Here is a 17,431-nt window from a genome sequence, read left to right as displayed (position 1 = left end):
GCGCATGGAGCGGGCAGCCGCCATTGACGCAGTCTGCGACTTGCTCGCGCCATGTTCCACGGCTGAGCGGGTCGTACGTGCACTCCTTGCACTTGGCGTTGATGGCGGAGCGGAATGAGTGTGACATGGGAGGTGGTCTCCTACTGGCACGCCAAAGGCCCCTGCCGGGTTTCCGACAGGGGCGCTTGCGTGCGGGTTCGGTTGTTGGGCTTGGATTTGTTCAGGGACGAAAGGGCCACGAGGGCCTGAAGGTCATCCCAGAGTGCAGACGACCCATCGAAGGGTCGCGGCTGGCGGAGGGGCGTATCGTGTTCCTAAGGATGCCCCGCCGCCGTCACGGGCTCACGGATTGCGAGAGACCCCGTAGTCGTCTTTCCAGCTCCGCTCCTTGCGGGGCGCGGGCTGACCAGCCGACAGGGCCTGAGGGGCGTCTGTGGTTTCCGGCGGTGACGGCGGAGGCATGACCGGGGCGATTCGACCTGTCTCGGCTATCGGCGTGCCGATATCGATCCTGATCATCCCCGGCGCGATCTCCGTGACCGTTTCCCGCGTTCGCTCTGCGTAGTTTGCAGCCGCACTCGAGTACGGATCGACTTGCGGACCATCGTCCCGGGGCGGCCTGCCACGCCGCACCCGAGAGCTGATGGAATAGAAGCCGCGCATCAGGTTGCGTTCCGGTTCAACGCCGCGAGGCGGGTTGCCTGCGAGTTGATCCGGTCTTCGCGATTGATCTGCGCAGCCCGACGCTTTGCTTCCGCATTCTCGTCGATCTGGCGGGCGATCTCCTTGCGGGCCTCCACCGTCTCGAACATCGCCTGCTTCAGGCGCTTTGCAGCTTCCAAGCCCGGACCTTCGTCCGTGTGCAGAAGGCGCATGCGAATAGCGAGCGAGTGCTGCTCTGCCTCAATCGCGCGGCGGCGCTCGGCAGAGACCTTGTAAACGGGGACCGCAACCGCCTTGCCCGTTTCAGGGTCAACCTTGGTCACATGATGGGCCACGGCAACAAGCTCGTCGCTCAGGCGGTCAAACTCCTTGGCGGCGTCGCTGTACTCCCGCGTGAGCGCCATCATCTCGCGATGATACGGCGTGGCCTCGCTGCTAAGCCCGGTCATAGCGCGAATGCTCGGGCGCAGGCGCTTGATGACGTCTGCAGTGAACTGCTCTTCCATCGCCTCGCGCTGATCGACAGGGACAGACAGCAGACGCTGGCGAACTTCGCCCTGGAGGTCGGGGGTCAGCGCGGTGAGCTTGAGCTTTCCGAAGCTGCGGCCTTCTGGAAGGTCGTACGGGGCGAGAACGTCGTGGAACGGGTCCAAGCGCATGACAGCATCCACGTGGTGCTGGTCTTCGGGGGCGATGTCGTAGGATGGCGCATCAGTCGAAGTGCCGTAACCTTCGACAGAAGACACGAGGACCGTGTCGTTGGGCGCAGAGGTGTTGTCGGTAATTTCCATGTGTGTGGCTTTCGTTTGGGAGGCGCGGCAGACAGCCGCAATCACCCTCCTGCCGAATGAGGCTGGAGGGGGGGGGGGAGGATCAGGGAAACGATCCGGGAGATTGCCTTGGTTGTCCGGCGGTGATCCTGAATGAAACCAATAAGGAACCTTGATCTGACCGGGGGCGGAGGTACAATCTCCAAGAGGCCTGACTAATTGACCGCACCTCGCAGCGTGGTCGTCAGACGAACTTTTAATGTTCTATCTCCGAGGGTGAGGGCCAATCGGCCAAGCAGCGCGCAAAATGTTTCCCTTATCGAGAGGGAGGGTTAATCGGCTGGTTATGGCGAAATGGCTGCATAGCGTCGGCATGCGACGTCGGGTGGGCCTCTTCGTGCAGCTGGTAACCGCCGGTCATCCGGATGGACGGCAGGACGTCGCGGGTGACCCAGTTCTGGAACTTGGCGACTTCGGGGCGGGACGGATTGGCGCGGAGGATCAACTTGTAAAGGCCGCTCTCGGTGACGGCGTTCGCCGACCCAGTGCTGCCCACAAATGCCTGCGCCGCGCCGTGACCCTGAGAGTTAGCGAGGGTCCGCTTAGAGACCCGCGACCGTTCGTCGGCGTCCAGTGCGGTGAGGTGCTGTGACTTGCCACCGGCTGTCGTTAGCCCGATGCACACACACACGTCCTTGGCATGGAAGAGAGGCACCCCGTCGAGGTCGATGGTGCGCAGCTGGTGTCCGTTGAAGTCGAAGGGGCGCTGTTGCCGTGTGAAGCCTCCATCAAATGGAGGGAAACCCCTTGTCTGAGACGGGGTAAGTCTACTCTGCGGAGGGCGTAGCGTATGTCCCCGCCTACTTTAGCCCCATGAAGTTCGCGGGGCCACCCCGCTATCCATGATCTGCGGCAGGACTTCGTGGCGCACGTAGCGGTCGAAGGCCTTGGCCTCGGGCTTGTTGCTGCGCTGGATCAGCTTGAACAGGCCGGGGCGGCTGACGAGGACTAGCTGGCTATCGAACTTACCGAAAAGGGCGATGACCGAAGGCTCATGGCTTTCTCCCATGACCCCCTTGCGGCGGATCGTCCTCTTCTCGTCCGCATCGAGGCGCGAGGTGTGCTGACCGGCGCCCGCCGAGATGTCGAGCCCGACGCAGCGGCACGCATCTACCCCGACGAACCAAGGTTCACCGTCGATCTTGATGCCGCGAAGCTGCTGGTCGTTGAAAGCGAACATGGGGATGACGTTGGTGTTCATGACCCTCAGCCCCCTCAGCTCGCTGCCTTGCGCATTCTTCGGTGATCCCTTGAGGCACCGCCGGTGATCCTGCAGTTCCCCCTAGGTATATCCTTCAATCCATCCCCCCCCCGAGGATGAGGGACAATTGCCATGGCCGTAATTCCGGCCATAGCAGCCCATACAGCGCAGGGCGGACCTCGCAGGCCATCTGGGGGCCCTCCCGAGCTGCTTTCGCGCCGTAGCGGTCGTTTTAGCCGCTTCTCGCCGCCTAAACCGGCATCCCCTCGCGAGCGTACAGGTGCGAAAGGTCCAGCCCCGGATAGTTGAGCCGGGCAATCGCATCCGCCTTCTGACGCGAAGACAGACCATCGCCGTAGATGCGGCTTGATCCCGCCTCAGTTCGACGCGCCAACGCCAGCGCCGTCCTTTCCGGCAACTCCGCCGCTCGCAGCCGGTCCTCAAAGTTATGGCGGAACGAGTGCATACCCAGCTTCCGGCCTTCCAATCCGAGGCTCTTCACGTGCTTGCTGAACCGTTCACCGAGCTTCGCCCCGAACTGCCCTCGGCTGTTTGCGGTGCCTTCAGGGAATAGCTGGGCCTCACCGGAGGCCCGACGCTCGGCGACAAAGGCGAGAAAGCCCATCCGCAAGAGTTCAGGATGGATCGGAAGCGTCCCCCGCGATTCCTTGGTTTTGAGCCGGTTGTCGCCGAATGGCCTGACTTGGATGACGGGCACGCCGTCCTCTTCCTCGATATCCGCAACCCGCAGCCCCGCCGCTTCGCCGTTTCGCAGGCCGTGGAAGAGGCAGAGCAGCGGAACCCAGAAGCCCCCCGCCTTGTCCCCGCCGGGCACCCACGGCCCCGCCCAAGCGCCCGAACGGAACAAGGTGCGGAGTTGATCCACCTTGAAGGGGTCGCGCCGGTCCTCGTCAGCGACCGGATCGTGGACCGACAGGCCTTCGAAGGGGTTCGAGGTGACCCACTGCTCCTTGCGCGCCCAGTTGAACATGGAGGCGATGTGCAGAAGGTATCCGTCGTTGATGGTCTTCGGGGATAGCGTAGGCAGTCCCAGCTTCGTCGCCTTCTCGGCAGCTAGCCGCACGGTCAGACCGACAAGCTCCTTCCGCTTGCCAAGATTGGTGGGAACAGTCTCGAGTAGAGCGACAACGCCGCGCGCATCCTCTCGCGTGATGGTGCCCACTCCCCGCTCCGCGAAAAGCTCGCGCAGCAGACGGAACACCGGGATCACGGCCTTCTTGGAGGAACCGCTCCACCGGGGCGACTTGTCGGCCTCGTAGGCGGTCATGAGGTCGGCCATGGTTCGCCCTGGCGGTGCCGTATCGGGCACAGGCGCGTCCCGAAGTAGACTGTCACGGGGCGAATAGTCCAAATCGCCAGACAGCGCAGCGACAGCAGCCTCGTGTAACTCGACAAAGGCTCGCATCAGCATGCGGTGAAGGTTCAGGGACGATGGGGAATCATCTTCCAGTGTCAGCCCCGCTTGGCGCGTCAGGGTCTTTGCGGCTGCCAGCACTGGACCGAAGTCGTTTCGCCCCAGCATGGCCTTCATCGTCTGCAGGCGCTCCTGCGTGTCCTTTAGCAGGTCACGCTGTTGCAGGAGGTCAATCGGTCGGCGCACGACAAACGCAGGCAGGCTCTGCCGGTAAAAGTCCGCAGCCATTCGGTGGGCTTCTGCTTCCGTCAGTTCCCCTCGAGGCACCAGAGCGACACGCTCCCTCGCCTCTGCAACGCGCCTTTCGTACTCAGCGGCGATCAGTGGCAGGCGCTGTTGCGCCACCTTTCTATCCTCCTCGCCGGTCGAAGCGTTGAACTCGCCCTTGAGAATCACCGCGACATCGCTCGGCCAACGCTTCCGCACTTGCCACTTGGCGGATGCCTTCCTGCGAGACAGCTTAAACACGTTCTCCATCCCTTCCGTGTAGCGGCTTTGTGTAGCAGCGGAAGGTCGGAAGTGTCGGTTTTCTAGGGTTTTCCCGGCTTAGAAGGCTGGTGGTGGACAGGGCTAGATTCGAACTAGCGTACGCTTGCGCGGGCAGATTTACAGTCTGCTGCCTTTAACCACTCGGCCACCTGTCCACACCAGATTGCCGGTGCGAGGCGTCTCCTCAAAAAGAGGTTGGCCTGCTGTTTCTGGCGCCTCGAAAGACGCCGTCCGGCCGAGAGAGGCGCCCCTTTGGCGAAGCATCGCTTGCCTGTCAATGGGTCGGCTGGCATGGGCCGCGCGATATTTTTTCATCATCAGCCCAAGTCAGAAGGTAATCGCAATGCCCCCGCACAATCGCGACCGTGATACAGCCGCCCGGCCCAGCCGCGCCTTGCGCGGGCGTGCGGGCCGCATGCAGGGCGGCAGAGGCTCTGGCCGTGGCAGTGCCGGCGCCGTGCGCCTGTGGGGCCGCCACGCCATCGAAGCGGCGCTGACCAACCCGAATCGCACCGCCAAGAAGCTGTGGGGCACGCGCGAGGCGATCCAGGCGATGCTCGACGATCACGATGCCGAGCTGCCCACCTCGCTGCCGGTGGAATATGCTCAGGCTGCCGATCTTGCCCGCCTTGTCGCGCGCGATGCACCGCACCAGGGGCTGGTGCTCGATTGCTTGCCGCTCGACGACGTCGCGCTCGACGACGTGCTGGACGAGGCGGAGGGCCGCACGCTGGTGATTCTCGACCAGGTGACCGATCCGCACAACGTCGGCGCGATCCTGCGCAGCTGCGCCGCGTTCGACGTCGCCGCGCTGATCACGCAGGACCGCCACGCCCCGCCCGAATCCGGCACGCTGGCCAAGGCGGCCTCGGGCGCGCTCGAAACGGTGCCCTGGGTGCGCGTGGTCAACCTGTCGCGCGCGCTCGAATCGATTTCGGAAGCCGGCTACTGGCGGATCGGGCTCGACGGCGACGGCAAGGCGACTTTCCCGCAGGCCCTGCCCGCCGGCCCGGTCGCGCTGGTGCTCGGCGCGGAGGGCGAAGGCCTGCGCCACAACGTGGCCCAGCACTGCGATTCGATCGCCCGCCTGCCGATCAGCTCGGCGATCGAGAGCCTAAACGTTTCGAATGCCGCCGCAATCGCGCTTTACGCGGTCGCCACGCGTGCGGCGATGGACGAGGACTAAGCTGCTCGCACTTGGAGGGGCCTTGCGCCATGCTGATGGGCTGGTGCCCTTGATGCAAAGAGGAATGGAGCGCCCATGAAACGCCTTTTGGAACGGGTGACCCAGCCTCCGATCTTCGTCCGCAACGCTACTGCGGGTGTTGCGCTGCTGGTCCTGCTCGCGGCCTGCATGCTCGTCCCCGGCCGCTTCACCAGCGATCTCGCCATCCATCGAGACGGCACCTTCAGCTTCCGTTACGCAGGCGAGATCGTGCTGATGCCGCTGGCGCTTCCCCAATCGACCGGGGCGGGCGGCGCAGCAGGCTTGTCGCGCGAGGATACCGAGGAGCGCTTCGTCGAGGAAACCTGCACCACGCCCGCCGGCGATACCCGCGCCTGCAGCGCAAGCGAACTTGCCCAGCAGAAGGCGCGCTGGTCGGCCTCCCGCAGCAAGGCGAAGCCCGGAAAGCAGGCGGAGGATGCCCGCACGCGCCAGATGATGGCCGCGATGATGGGCGGGCTCGACCCGAACGATCCGCGCGCAGCGCAGGAATTCGCCGCGCGCCTTGCCCGCCAGCAGGGCTGGACCTCGGTCGTGTCGAAGAGCAACGGTCGCTTCGACGTCGTCTACGAAGTCTCCGGACGGCTCGACCACGACTTCAGCTTCCCGTTGATCGAGCGCCTGCCGATGGTCGTGCCCTTCGTCACGGTGGTGCGTCGCAAGGATGGCAGCGTGCGGATCGATGCCCCGGCCTTCACCCCCAGCGCCAGCAATCCGCAGTTGCAGGGACTGGCTGCCGCCACGGCTGCGAAGGACACGCCGGTGATGCTGGACGGGCAGTTCACCCTGCGCACGGATGGGCAAGTCCTCGCCAACAACACCGATGAAGGGCCGCAGAGCGATCCTGCGGGTGGACAGCGGCTTACCTGGAAGGTCGACGGCCGAACCGGCGCCGCTCCCACCGCGCTGGTCCGGCTGGCGAACTGACCGGCGGCGTAACGCCGCTTGCCCGGCGTGGACTGCCAAAAGGAAAGGGCCGCCCCGGTCGATCCGGTGCGGCCCTTTTGCAATTGCGACTGCTTCCCTGGGGTGGTGACCCGAAACCGGTCCCCCGGGAAAGCGTCCGTCTTAGTTGACGGCGTCCTTGAGGCCCTTGCCGGCCTTGAACTTCGGCTGAGCCGAAGCCTTGATCGACATCGGCTCGCCGGTGCGCGGGTTGCGGCCCGTCGAGGCCTTGCGCTTGGCGACCGAGAAGGTGCCGAAACCGACCAGGCGCACTTCGTCGCCCTTGGCGAGCGCGGCCGAAACGGAATCGAACACGGCTTCGACCGCCTTCGTGGCATCCGCCTTCGAAAGGCCGCTCGCGTCGGCAACTGCGCTGATCAGATCGTTCTTGTTCATTGCGGAACCCCCTACCTTTTCTTGGGAAAACTGCGGTTTGGAATCGCCTTTCGGGTGCGCGGGAAGAGAGACGAGAAAGAATCCGCTGTCAAAGGATATTGAGACGAAAATCCGCCGTTTATCCCCGGAATCCCGTCGAAATACGACGAGACCCGGCGGCGGCGCAATTTCGTTGCGCTGCCGCCGGGTCCGTCATGCTTTTAAGAATCAAGCGAGGGCAGGTGTATCAGTGCGCCGTGGGTGCTGGCGCCTGTCCGGCGATGGCCGGTGCCGGCTGGCTGGCGAGGTCATCGGCCTCGGTCCATTCGATCGGCTCGGGCCGCGTCAGCAATGCCCTCGCCAGCACTTCATCGACATGCGCGACAGGCACGATCTCGAGCCCGGCGAGTATGTTGGCCGGGATGTCGGCCAGATCCTTGCGGTTCTCCTCGGGGATCAGCACCGTCTTGATGCCGCCGCGCAAGGCGGCCAGCAGCTTTTCCTTGAGCCCGCCGATCGCCAGGACGCGGCCACGCAGGGTAACCTCGCCGGTCATGGCGACGTCGGCACGAACCGGAATGCCGGTCAGTGTCGAAACCATCGCCGTGACCATGCCGATCCCGGCGCTCGGCCCGTCCTTCGGCACCGCGCCTTCGGGCAGGTGGATGTGCAGGTCCTTGCGCTGGAAGATCGACGGCTTGATGCCATAGGCGGGGCTGCGCGCCTTGACGAAGCTGAACGCCATCTGGACGCTCTCGCTCATCACTTCGCCCAGCTTGCCGGTGGTGCGCACCGCGCCCTTGCCCGGCACCGTCACGCTTTCGATCGTCAGCAGTTCACCGCCGACTTCGGTCCAGGCAAGGCCGGTGACCGCGCCGACCTGGTTCTCCTCGTCGGACACGCCATGGCGGAACTTGCGCACGCCTGCGTAGTCGGCAAGGTTTTCAGGTGTAACGACGACGGCATCGGCCTTCTTTTCAAGGATTTGCCGCAGGGCCTTGCGCGCAAGACGCGCAATCTCGCGCTCGAGCGTGCGCACGCCCGCTTCGCGGGTGTAGTAGCGGATCAGGTCGCGCAAGGCGGCCTGGGTCAGCTCGAACTCACCCTGCTTCAGCCCGTGCGCCTCAACTTGCTTCGCAACCAGGTGCCGCTCGGCGATCTCGACCTTCTCGTCCTCGGTATAGCCTTCGAGCCGGATGATCTCCATGCGGTCGAGCAGCGGTTGCGGCAGGTTGAGGCTGTTCGCGGTGCACACGAACATCACGTCCGACAGGTCGACGTCGACTTCCAGGTAGTGATCCTGGAACTTGGCGTTCTGTTCGGGATCGAGCACCTCTAGCAGCGCCGATGCGGGATCGCCGCGGAAGTCCTGGCCGAGCTTGTCGATCTCGTCGAGCAGGAACAGCGGATTGCTCGTCCCGGCCTTGCGCAGGTTGGTCACGACCTTGCCCGGCAGCGAGCCGATGTAGGTGCGGCGGTGGCCGCGGATCTCTGCCTCGTCACGCACGCCGCCCAGCGACTGGCGCACGAACTGGCGGCCCGTCGCCTTGGCGATCGACTTGCCAAGGCTGGTCTTGCCCACGCCCGGCGGGCCGACGAGGCACAGGATCGGCCCCTTCAGCTTGTTGGTGCGCGCCTGCACGGCAAGGTATTCGACGATGCGGTCCTTGACCTTGTCGAGCGCGTAGTGATCGGCATCGAGGATCGCCTGCGCGCCCGGGATGTCCTTTTTCAGCTTGCTGCGCTTGCCCCACGGCAGGCCCAGCAGCACGTCGAGATAATTGCGGATGACGGTCGCCTCGGCGCTCATCGGCTGCATGGTCTTGAGCTTCTTCAGCTCAGCCTGTGCCTTGGCGCGCGCTTCCTTCGACAGCTTCAGGCTGTCGATTTTCTCCTGAAGTTCCTGCAGTTCGTTGGCTTCCTCGCCATCGCCGCCGCCAAGCTCGCTCTGGATCGCCTTCAGCTGCTCGTTGAGGTAGTACTCGCGCTGGGTCTTTTCCATCTGGCGCTTCACGCGGCCGCGGATCTTGCGCTCGACCTGCAGCACGCCAAGCTCGCCCTCCATGAACGAGAGCACCATCTCGAGCCGCTTGAGCGGATCGCTCTCCGACAGCACGGCCTGCTTGTCGGCCACCTTTGCCGCGAGGTTGGCGGCCACCGCATCGGCCAGCTTGCCCGCTTCCTCGATATCGCCCAGCTGCGATCCGGCATCCTGCGGCAGCTTCTTCGACAGCTTGGCATATTCGCCGAACTGCTCGACCACCTGGCGCATCATGCCTTCGACTTCGGGGCCATCGACTTCGTCGGCCTCGATCGGTTCGACCTGCGCGATCAGCATCGGGCCGTTGGCGCCGCTTTCCTCGCGCAGCGCCTGGATGCCCGCGCGGCGGTGGCCTTCGACCAGCACGCGCACGGTGCCATCGGGCAGCTTCAGCAGTTGCAGCACCGAAGCGACCACGCCGGTGTCGTAAAGATCGTCGCGATCGGGATCGTCGCAGCCGGGATCGAGCTGGGCGAGCAGGAAGATGTCCTTGTCGCCGGCCATCGCCGCCTCAAGCGCGGCGACCGACTTTTCGCGGCCGACGAACAGCGGCACGACCATCCCGGGAAACACCACGATGTCGCGCAAGGGGAGCAGGGGATACAGATTCATCTTTTTTTCTTCCGTCCGGCCGCGCGGGCCACATGAATGCCGCAGCGGCGCTTGTCCCAGATATGGGAGGCCGCATCGCACCCTGCAATGGGATTTGCCACAAGGGTTGTGGATGGGCCCCTACTCCTTCTGGGCGCAGCGCTACCGAACCGCTGTAAACCCGATATTAGGTATAATTGCGCATTCGCTGCAGGGCCCCCTGCATTGGAGGGCGCAAGAGGACTGGCCTGAAGCTTGCGATGATCCGGACACGCACAGTCATCGTCGTGGGCGCAGGGGCCAGTTGCGAACTGCAGATGCCTTCCGGGGCAGAGCTGATCGCCCGGCTGATCCAGGCCTACGACTTCTCGCGGCTCGGCACCGATGCGCAATCGCGCGAAACCGTCATGCTCGCCCGCCAACTGGCAAAGCTGGGCGAACGCACCGGCCATGACATCAACGCCATGCTGCATGCCGCGCAGCGCCTGCGCTCGGCAGCGCGCGTCGGGCGCTCGATCGACGCGGTGATCGACCAGTACGACCACGATCCGCAAGTCGTCGCCGCCGGCAAGCTCGCCATCGCCTTTCTGGTCGGCCAGGCCGAAACGCGCGCCACGCTGCGCGATGCGCCGCGCCTGCCGGGGGACCTGCCGCTGCTCGGCAAGCCCGAGGAGACGTGGCTCTACTGGCTCGGCCAGCTGTTCACGTCGGGGCTGCCCCGCTCGCAGCTCGACAAGGCATTCCAGAACGTGACCTTCGTCTCGTTCACCTACGACCGCTCGCTCGAACACTTCCTGCCCTTCGCGCTGTCGATGGCCTATGGTCTGACCTTGCGCGAAGCGCAGGAGATCGTCGCCCGCAACCTTGTCGTTCATCACCCCTATGGCGTGGTGGGGCGGCTGCCCTGGCAGAGCGGGCAGGATGCGCACGCCGAATGGGCAGGCAGCGACCAGGCGTGGAACATCCAGGCGATCGCCGGGCAGATCCGCACCCATGCGGAACGCGTCGCCGATCACGACTATGTCTCCCGCCTGCGTCGCAGCGTGGCCGAAGCCAAGCGCATCGTCTTCCTGGGGTTCGGCTTCCACCCCCAGAACCTCGACCTGCTGTTCGACCGCACGATCAGCCACAACCCCGAAGTGCTGGCCAGCATCCACGGCATTCCCCCGTCGAACCGCGCGCTGCTTGCGCGACAGCTCAAGAAGATCTGCGGCCTCGAACACGACGACCTGCTGACGCTTGCCGACCAGCGGGCGTGGGAAATGCTGCGCGATCACGCGCTGTTGCTCGAGGCCTGAAGGGTTACAAAAAATAATATTTCCCGGTTTGCACCCCTGCCCGGCGGTCGTTACCCGCCATCGCCGGGGGAAACGTGAAACCTGAAGGTTACCAACATAAGCGATCGATCGCGCGCGTCGGACTCGCTTCGCTGGCGCTAAGCGGCGCATCGCCCCTTGCCGCCCAGCCCGCGGCCCAGACCAACCCTCAGATCGTGGTCACTGCCCCCGGCGGCGGGATCGACCGCGATGATGCGCTGGAGATCGACCGCGACGCGGTATCGCGCGCCGGCCGGCCCGATGCGCTCGGCGCGCTGGTACGCAACGTCGCCGGGATCACGCTGCAGGATGCGCAGGGCAACCCGTGGCAGCCGACGCTCGCCTATCGCGGCTACCTCGCCTCGCCGCTGCAGGGCGAAGCGCAGGGGCTTGCGGTCTATCTCGATGGCGGCCGCTTCAACCAGCCGTTCGGCGATACCGTCGGCTTCGATCTCATCCCCGACGCCGCGATCCGCCGCATCACGCTGCTCGATTCGAGCCCGGTCTACGGCTTCAACGCGCTGGGCGGGGCACTGGTGATCGAAACCGCAACTGGCCGCAGCGATCCTGGCTTCACCATGAGCCTTTCGGGCGGCAACTACGGCCGGCGCGAGGCGGCAGTCTCGGCAGGCGGCGCGCAGGACCGGTTCAGCTGGTTCATCGCCGGGCAAGCCCGTCGCGAGAACGGCTGGCGCGACCACAGTCCCTCGCAGCTCGCCAACCTGTTCGCCGACGTGGGGTTTGACGACGATTCGACCGGCGGCCTCCATGCCAAGCTGCTCGTCGCGGATACCGACCTGACCGGCAATGGCGCCGCTCCAGTCGACCTGCTTGCCGCGCGGCGCTCGGCGGTGTTCACCTGGCCCGACCGCGCGCGCAGCCGCTACACCCGCCTCAGCCTGCATCCGCGCCTGCTGCTTGGACCCGACAGCAGGATCGAGGCGACGCTTTACGGACAGGACCTCAGGCTGACCGGGCTGAACGGCGATACCGCCGACATCGCGCCCTGCCCCGACGACGAAGCCCGGCTCTGCGCACTCGACCTTGAGGACGAGGACGCGCTGCTGGTCGGTATGGACAGCCTCCGCGCCGGCCCGCCTGCCAGCGAAGCGCCGATCTACGGCGTGCTCAACCGCGCCATGCTGCACTCCCGCAGCGGCGGCGTGCTGGTGCAACTGATCGACGAACGCCCGCTGCTGGCTGGCACCAATCACCTCGCCCTCGGGATGAGCCACGATGCGGGTCGCACCGACTTTGCAACATCGGTCGAAGTCGGACGCGTAGGCGAAGACCGCCAGGTCACTGGCCTGGGCCAGAGCCTTGCGCCAGGTGGCCCGATCGGCCCCATCTCGGTCCAGGCGCGCAACAGCGCCTGGGGCCTTTTCCTTTCGGACACTGTCCCGCTGCTACCCGGCCTGCAGGCCGAAATAGGGCTGCGCTGGAATCAGGGCACGATCACGCTCGAGGACCGGCTGGGTGACGATCTCGACGGCACCCATCGCTATTCGCGCGTCAATCCCGGCATCGAGTTCGACTGGGCCGTGACCAGGGGCCTGTCGCTGCGCGCCGGCTATTCCGAAACCAACCGCATGCCGACCCCGGCGGAACTGTCCTGCGCCGATGAAGAGGCTCCCTGCAGCCTCGCCAACTTCTTCGTTGCCGATCCCCATCTCAAGCAGGTCGTCGCGCGCAGCCTCGAAGCAGGCGCGGTGGCCAGTGGGCGCGTCGCCGGCTGGCAGCTCGACGGACTGCTTTCGCTCTACCGGACCGTGAATCAGGACGATATCCAGCATGTCGCCTCGCGCGTGCGCGGCCGCTCATGGTTCACCAACATCGGCCGCACGCGCCGGCAGGGCCTCGAAGCCACGCTCAAGCTCGCCCGCAACGGCTGGCGCATTGCGGCGAGCTACGCCTTCACCGATGCGACCAGCCTGTCGGCATTGACCCTGTCCAGCCCGGACAACCCCTTCGCCGATCCGGAAACCGGCACGATCCGCGTCGAACGCGGCAACCGCCTTCCCGGCATCCCGCGCCACAGCGCCACCCTGTCGATGGACTATGATGCGAAACGCTTTGGTCTCGGCGGCGATCTCGTTGCGCGGTCGGGCCAGGTTCTGTTGGGCGATGCGGCCAATCTCGATCGCCCGGTTCCGGGCTACCTGATCGCCAACCTGCGCGCACGGCTGGCGCTGGGGCGCGGGGTTTCGCTCACCGGCGAAGTGCAGAACCTGTTCGATCGCCGCTATGCGACCTTCGGCACCTATGGTGAAATCGGCGAGGTGCCGCTGCCCGAAGCACCCGACGCCGATGGCACGCGCTTCTATGGCCCCGGTTCCCCCCGGCGCTGGACGGTCACCGTCTCGGCGAAGTTCTAATAATCTAGCGCTTTTCCGGCAGCGGCTGGACCACCGGGTTCGACACGAAAGTCGGCGCAGGCGGCGGGGATGGCACGGCAGCCGCCACTGGCGCGGGTGTAGGCTCGGCGGCCGGCGGAGCTACCGTTGCCGGAGCTGGTGCTACCGGCGCAGGCACCGGCTTCTTGTCGCGGCCGCGCAGATGGTCGATCTCGGCCTGGCGCTGCGCAAGGTAGGCCTTGCGATAGGACCCATAGGGATCGTCGCTTTCGCGCATCTGCCGCAGCTCGGCATCGGTCTGCACGCGATCGTCGAGCGACTTGATGACGTTCGAGGCGACGACATAGGCCGGATTGGTCAGCGGCTTGCCCACCGCCGCCGGCAGCAGGGCACGGTCGATGGTCAGGCCGATCACGTCGCGCAGCGATGTCGGGCCGACCAGCGGCAGGAACAGGTACGGCCCCGGCCCCACGCCGTAGTATCCCAGCGTCCAGGCAAGGCCGTTGCGGCGATAGGGCAGGTTGAACGGCTTGGCCTTAGCCACGTCGATCAGCCCGCCGACGCCGATCGTGGAATTGATCGCGAAGCGGCCGACGGTTTCCGCTGCCTTGCCCGGCTTCAGCTGCAACAGGAAATTGAGCGCGACCACCGGCTCGGTCAGGTTCGACAGGAAATGGCGCAAGCCCGCCCGCACCGGGCTCGGCAGCGCCTTCTGATATCCGCGGGCGAGCGGTGCAACGAACTTGTCGTCGACCTTCTGCACCACCTCGTAGGATTTCAGGTTCACCGCCTGCATCGGATCCTGCGGCGGCGGCTTGCTGTGCCCGGAAACCACGATCTCGTTGCCTTGGACCGGCGGCGGCGGGGGCGTGTTACCGCCAGCAGCGGTTGCCGGTGCGGCGGGATCCGGCGCAGCAGGCGAAGGTGCGGCGACATCGGTCCCGGCTGCCGGAGCAACCGGCGCAGAACTGGAGGGCGCAGCCTCGGAGGAAGCCGGCGTCGCGGGCGCGGATGGCAGGGGTCCGGATGTGACAGGTACCGTCGCATCCAGCGCAGCCGTGGCCGCAGGCGTTTGGGTGGCGGTGACGGGAACAACAGGGGCCGGCTGGGCGGCCAGGGCCGCGGCTGCAGCCAGGGTGGACAGGCTCAAGGCGTCTTTTGCTCCTCGTGAACGGTCGGGCGGGCAAAACCACGCGTTCCGTTACACCGCCTTATAGAAAACTGTCACGTTGTCGACACAACTCGCCGCTGCGCCGCACTGCGAAGCGACCAACGGCGCGCCACGCAAGCTGGCCGGATCGGGTCAGTGATGAGCGCGCTTGCGCCTGGCAGGCGAATGGCGAGGAGCCTTGCCGACCTGGGCCAGGTTGAACCACATCTGGCGCGTCTCGCCGGTCTTCACCACCCGTACGGTCAGCACGTCGAACTTGCCGCCCTCGGTCACCGATTCCTGCGAAACCGGCGTCGCGCCCAGCAGGTTCACGATCGCATATTCATCGCGCAGGCGCGTGATCGGATAAGCCGTTTCGCGCGACGCGCCATCGCCCTTGGCCATGATTGCCTGAAGCCGAGGGGTCAGCGTGGCCGCCTTCGCCACCGGCACGACCGCCTTGCTCGCCGACGGGACCGGTTCCGAAGTTGCGGCCGTTGCCAGAGCCAGCGCCGCGATCAATGCCAACATGTCCTACCCCCTGCTTGAACTCTTCAATGGCGCGGCCCGTCCGTTCAGAACGGCAGCTTGAAGCCCGGCGGAATGCCGGCCGCCATCTGCACCTTCTGCATTTCCTCGCCCGCCGCCGCGTCGGCCTTGGTGCGGCAATCATTGAACGCCGCCGCGATCAGGTCTTCGAGGATGCCCTTTTCCGACACCACCAGCAGGCTGTCGTCGACGCTAACGCCGATCACCCGCCCCTTGGCCGAAGCGCGCACCTTCACAAGGCCGCCACCGGCCGCGCCTTCGACCTCGATCGCGTCGAGGCGCCCTTGCGCGTCCTCCATCTGCTTCTGGATCGTCTCGGCGGCCTTCTGGGCGGCCTGGATCATTTCTTCCATCGACTTCATGCGCGTCTGCTCCACGGCTTGCGGGAATGCTCGAGCGAGCTTTCCTCGTCGACGATCTTCGCCTGCGGGAAGGCAGCAAATGCCGCCTTCACAAGGGGATCGTCCATCATTTCGTTCTCGGCCTGCTTGTCGCGCAGTTCCTTCGCTTCGACAAGGCTCGGCAGCGCGATCACGCCATCGCCCGCCTGCCCGCGCTCCACGACCCAGGGTTCGCCAGTGGCGCTCTGCAGCGCCTTGCGGATGTCCTGCGTCGGATCGCCCGGCAGCCCCGGCGCCTGTTCATAGCGCAGGTACCCCTGCCGCAGCTCGATCACCCGCACCGAAAGCCGCATCGACGATCCGGTGAGCGGGGACAGGTGCTCGACCTGTTCGACCAGTTGCTCCCAATCGAGCGCAACCGGCACCGGTGCCGCACGCGCCACCGGCCCTGCTTCGCCTGGCGCGCCTTCGCTCGCCTGGACGACCACGGGGCGAGAGGCGATCTCCTCCAGCTTCTTCACCAGCCCAGAAGGATCGGGCATGTCCGCGGCGTGCAGCACGCGCAGCAGCGCCATCTGCGCCGCAGCGAGCGGATCGGGGGCCGTGCGCACTTCCTCGTGGCCCTTGAGCATCAGCTGCCACAACCGGTGCAGCTGGCCCGCGCTCAACGCCTTGCCCCAGTCCTCCAGCGCCTTGCGCTCTTCGGCGGAACGGCCGTCGGCACTGCCCGACACCTGCGCCACGGTCACCTTGTGGACGATGTCCATCTGCGCCCGCATCAGCGCGACCGGCTCGATCCCCAGCGCATACTGGTGCGCCACTTCGGCCAGCAGCGCATTGCCATCGCCGCTCAGGATCGCCCCGAACAGGCGGCGCTGCATCGTCTTGTCGGCAAGGCCGAGCATCTCGCGCACCGCTTCGGCGGTCACCTTCGTCGGGCCTTCGCCTCCGGTCGCAAGGTCGGCATGGCTGATCGCCTGGTCCAGGATCGACAGCCCGTCGCGCACCGAACCTTCGGCCGCCGCCGCGATCATCGCCAGCGCCTCGTCCTCGGCCTCGACGCCCTCCTTGCCGCAGACCATGGCGAAGTGGCTGGCGAGCAGGCTGGCCGGAATACGCTTCAGATCGAAGCGCTGGCAGCGGCTCAGCACCGTGACCGGCAGCTTGTCGACCTCGGTCGTGGCGAACAGGAACTTCACATGCGCCGGCGGCTCTTCCAGCGTCTTGAGCAACGCGTTGAAGGCATTGCGGCTCAGCATGTGGACTTCGTCGATGATGTAGATCTTGTAGCGCGCGCTGACCGCGGCGTAGCGCACCGCCTCGATGATCTCGCGCACGTCGTCGACACCGGTGTGGCTCGCCGCGTCCATCTCGATAACGTCGATGTGCCGCCCTTCGGCAATGGCGACGCACGGTTCACACACGCCGCACGGGTCGATCGTGGGCCCGCCCTGCCCGTCCGGCCCCACGCAGTTCAGCGCCTTGGCGATCAGCCGCGCGGTGGACGTCTTGCCCACCCCGCGGATGCCGGTCATCAGGAAGGCGTGCGCCAGCCGGTCGCGCTTGATCGCGTTGGCCAGTGTCTGGACCATCGCGTCCTGCCCGATCAGCTCGGAGAACGTCTGCGAACGGTACTTGCGCGCCAGCACACGATAGGGCGTGGCGGGCGTCGTCACCGGCTTGGCTTCGGCCACGGGCGCAGGCGGAGTCACAGCAGCGGGTGCCGACGCTGTCGCTGCTGCTGGTGCTGACACGGCTGCCGGTGCCGGCGCAGGATCGCCGAACATCGATGCCTGCCCCGCCGCCTCGAGCTCGTCGGCGCTCGGGCCCTTCTCTTCCTCCTCGGGAAGATCGCCAAACATGTCGGTGGATTCGCCCATCACCGCCTTAGGTAGGGCCTCCCCCGTCACTTGTCGAACGGGTCAC

The 17,431-nt window shown here is 65.9% G+C and carries 14 protein-coding genes and 1 tRNA gene; 4 read left to right on the top strand and 11 right to left on the bottom strand.

Translation table 11 applies throughout. From position 1 onward, the window contains the following. Positions 1-662: 662 nt before the first annotated feature. From HHL27_RS01640 to HHL27_RS01620, 5 genes are all read right to left on the bottom strand, one after another. Positions 663-1,454, bottom strand: a complete 792-nt coding sequence (locus tag HHL27_RS01640) for a hypothetical protein (RefSeq protein WP_169491621.1) — start codon at positions 1,452-1,454, stop codon at positions 663-665. Between the two features lie 295 nt (positions 1,455-1,749). After that, complete coding sequence (locus tag HHL27_RS22850; protein ID WP_420874027.1) at positions 1,750-2,163, bottom strand: BRO-N domain-containing protein; 414 nt, start codon at positions 2,161-2,163, stop codon at positions 1,750-1,752. A gap of 135 nt (positions 2,164-2,298) precedes the next feature. Next, positions 2,299-2,694 carry a BRO-N domain-containing protein gene (locus HHL27_RS01630; protein WP_169491619.1) on the bottom strand — a complete coding sequence of 132 codons (396 nt, stop codon included), beginning with the start codon at positions 2,692-2,694 and terminating at the stop codon, positions 2,299-2,301. A gap of 250 nt (positions 2,695-2,944) precedes the next feature. Further along, positions 2,945-4,606, bottom strand: coding sequence for a site-specific integrase (locus HHL27_RS01625; protein WP_169491618.1), 1,662 nt, complete (start codon positions 4,604-4,606; stop codon positions 2,945-2,947). Positions 4,607-4,687: 81 nt separating this feature from the next. Then, a tRNA-Tyr gene (locus HHL27_RS01620) sits at positions 4,688-4,773 on the bottom strand. A gap of 188 nt (positions 4,774-4,961) precedes the next feature. Between HHL27_RS01620 and rlmB the strand changes: the two genes are divergently transcribed. Together rlmB and HHL27_RS01610 are read left to right on the top strand one after the other, a co-directional pair. Next, positions 4,962-5,804: a 23S rRNA (guanosine(2251)-2'-O)-methyltransferase RlmB gene (gene rlmB / locus HHL27_RS01615; RefSeq protein ID WP_169491617.1), complete on the top strand. Its 843-nt coding sequence runs from the start codon at positions 4,962-4,964 to the stop codon at positions 5,802-5,804. A 75-nt stretch (positions 5,805-5,879) separates the two neighbouring features. Then, on the top strand, positions 5,880-6,770 hold the full coding sequence (locus HHL27_RS01610; protein ID WP_169491616.1) for a hypothetical protein: 891 nt from the start codon (positions 5,880-5,882) through the stop codon (positions 6,768-6,770). A gap of 141 nt (positions 6,771-6,911) precedes the next feature. Here the strand turns inward: HHL27_RS01610 and HHL27_RS01605 are convergent, their stop codons facing one another. Next, positions 6,912-7,283, bottom strand: coding sequence for an HU family DNA-binding protein (locus HHL27_RS01605; protein WP_338114814.1), 372 nt, complete (start codon positions 7,281-7,283; stop codon positions 6,912-6,914). Positions 7,284-7,410: 127 nt separating this feature from the next. Further along, positions 7,411-9,816: an endopeptidase La gene (gene lon / locus HHL27_RS01600; RefSeq protein ID WP_169491614.1), complete on the bottom strand. Its 2,406-nt coding sequence runs from the start codon at positions 9,814-9,816 to the stop codon at positions 7,411-7,413. Positions 9,817-10,055: 239 nt separating this feature from the next. Between lon and HHL27_RS01595 the strand changes: the two genes are divergently transcribed. Beyond that, positions 10,056-11,093 carry a hypothetical protein gene (locus HHL27_RS01595; RefSeq protein WP_169491613.1) on the top strand — a complete coding sequence of 346 codons (1,038 nt, stop codon included), beginning with the start codon at positions 10,056-10,058 and terminating at the stop codon, positions 11,091-11,093. Positions 11,094-11,167: 74 nt separating this feature from the next. Beyond that, positions 11,168-13,486, top strand: a complete 2,319-nt coding sequence (locus tag HHL27_RS01590; protein ID WP_338114797.1) for a TonB-dependent receptor — start codon at positions 11,168-11,170, stop codon at positions 13,484-13,486. A gap of 4 nt (positions 13,487-13,490) precedes the next feature. Here HHL27_RS01590 and HHL27_RS01585 read toward each other — a convergent pair whose 3' ends face one another. From HHL27_RS01585 to HHL27_RS01570, 4 genes are all read right to left on the bottom strand, one after another. Then, complete coding sequence (locus tag HHL27_RS01585) at positions 13,491-14,615, bottom strand: MlaA family lipoprotein (protein WP_240959244.1); 1,125 nt, start codon at positions 14,613-14,615, stop codon at positions 13,491-13,493. Positions 14,616-14,768: 153 nt separating this feature from the next. Continuing rightward, a complete protein-coding gene (locus tag HHL27_RS01580; protein WP_169491612.1) occupies positions 14,769-15,146 on the bottom strand; it encodes a DUF4919 domain-containing protein in 378 nt (125 codons plus the stop codon). A 44-nt stretch (positions 15,147-15,190) separates the two neighbouring features. Continuing rightward, complete coding sequence (locus HHL27_RS01575) at positions 15,191-15,526, bottom strand: YbaB/EbfC family nucleoid-associated protein (RefSeq protein WP_169491611.1); 336 nt, start codon at positions 15,524-15,526, stop codon at positions 15,191-15,193. After that, positions 15,523-17,385 carry a DNA polymerase III subunit gamma/tau gene (locus HHL27_RS01570; protein ID WP_206069315.1) on the bottom strand — a complete coding sequence of 621 codons (1,863 nt, stop codon included), beginning with the start codon at positions 17,383-17,385 and terminating at the stop codon, positions 15,523-15,525. The genes HHL27_RS01575 and HHL27_RS01570 overlap by 4 nt, the downstream gene beginning before the upstream one ends. Between the last annotated feature and the right edge of the window lie 46 nt (positions 17,386-17,431).

This window comes from Novosphingobium olei, from assembly GCF_012927405.1.
Classification (GTDB): Bacteria; Pseudomonadota; Alphaproteobacteria; order Sphingomonadales; family Sphingomonadaceae; genus Novosphingobium; species Novosphingobium olei.
Note: the sequence above shows the minus strand (reverse complement) of the source record. Positions and strands in the feature narration are given on the sequence as shown.